The sequence below is a fragment of the Burkholderia sp. Ax-1720 genome, assembly GCF_011753035.1.
GTDB lineage: Bacteria > Pseudomonadota > Gammaproteobacteria > Burkholderiales > Burkholderiaceae > Burkholderia > Burkholderia gladioli.
The window spans coordinates 1-1,600 of record NZ_VWWK01000410.1; the positions used below are offsets into that span (position 1 = coordinate 1).

Consider the following 1,600-nt stretch of genomic DNA (forward strand, 5'->3'; position numbering starts at 1 on the left):
CAGGCGCGCCACCGGCGTCAAGGCCAGCAGCCGCAGCGGCCGTTCCGCGCCGGCCACCAGGCGCTCCACGAAGCCCGGCGCGGGGCGTGCCAGCAGCCGCGCCGGCGGGGCCGCCTGCAGCAGCTTGCCGCCGTCCATCACGGCGATCTGGTCGCCCAGCCGCAGCGCCTCGTCGATGTCGTGCGTGACCAGCACCACGGTGACCTTCAGGCGCCGCTGCAGGGCCGCCAGGTCGTCCTGGGCCTTGCCGCGGATCAGCGGGTCGAGCGCGCCGAACGGCTCGTCCATCAGCAGGATGGCCGGCTCGGCGGCCAGCGCGCGCGCCACGCCGACGCGCTGCTGCTGCCCGCCCGAGAGCTGGTGCGGCAGCTTGTGGCGATACACCGAGGGATCGAGGTCGAACAGGTGCAGCAGTTCGTCGACGCGCTCGGCGATGCGCGACTTCGACCAGCCGGCCAGGGTCGGCACGGTGGCGATATTGCGCGCCACGCTCCAGTGCGGGAACAGCCCGTGGCCCTGGATCACGTAGCCGATGCCGCGCCGCAGCGTCTCGCCGCGCAGCGTGGCGGTGTCGACGCCGTCGATGCGGATGGTGCCGGCGCTCGGCTCGATCAGGCGGTTGATCATGCGCAGCAGGGTGGACTTGCCGCTGCCCGAGGCGCCCACCAGGGCGGTGACGGTGCCGGGCGCGATCTCGAGCGAGACCTGGTCCACCGCGAGCAGCGAGCCGAAGCGGCGGCTCACGCTTTCGATTTCGATCATGCCGGGTTCCGTTGCGTCAGTTGTGTCAGTTGGATCGCGGCGTCGAACAGCACCGAGATCACGAAGGCCAGCGCGATGGTGGGCAGCGCGCCGAGCAGCACCAGGTCGGTGGCGGCCTGGCCGAGCCCCTGGAAGATGAAGGTGCCGAAGCCGCCGCCGCCGATCAGCGCGGCCACCGCGGCGAGCCCGACGTTCTGCACCAGCACGATGCGCAGCCCGGCCAGGATCACCGGCAGGGCCAGCGCCAGCTCGATGTCGAGCACGCGCTGGCGGCGCGTCATGCCCATTGCCGCGGCCGCCTCCACCACGCCGGGATCGACGCGATCGATGCCGACCACCACGCTCGAGACGATCGGCAGCAGCGCGTAGAGGAACAGCGCGACCAGGGCCGGGGCCGGGCCGATGCCGCTGATGCCGAGCGCGGCGGCCAGCGGCAGGTGGGCGGCCAGCAGGCCGAGCGGCACCATCAGGATGCCGAACAGGGCGATGCTGGGGATGGTCTGGACCACGTTGAGCACCGGCATCAGGGTGGCGCGCCAGGCCGGCCGGTGCGCGCAGCCGATGCCCAGCGGCAGCGCCACCGCGAAGGCGGCGAAGGTCGAGCCGGCCACCAGTTCGAGATGGCGCAGCGCCTCGGTCCAGAAGGTATCGGCGCGCACCGCGTATTCCTGCATCACCGACAGGCCGTCCCAGATGCCGCTGGCCAGCGCCGCGCCCACCGCCGCCAGCGCGACCACCAGGGCCAGCACGCGCCGCGCGGGCGACAGGCCGAGCCGCGCCAGCGCGTCGGCGATCAGCACCGCGAAGGCGAACAGCAGCAGCCAGGCGCCGGCGGCCG

The 1,600-nt window shown here is 73.4% G+C and carries 2 protein-coding genes; both read right to left on the reverse strand.

Features of this window, described 5'->3' with window-relative positions; genetic code table 11:
- Positions 1–762: ABC transporter ATP-binding protein (locus tag F3J18_RS37270; RefSeq protein WP_166917164.1), on the reverse strand; the 762-nt coding region annotated here is incomplete at its 3' end.
- The coding region (locus F3J18_RS37275) for an ABC transporter permease (protein WP_166917166.1) at positions 759–1,600 on the reverse strand (842 nt) is incomplete at its 5' end. The genes F3J18_RS37270 and F3J18_RS37275, both read right to left, overlap by 4 nt.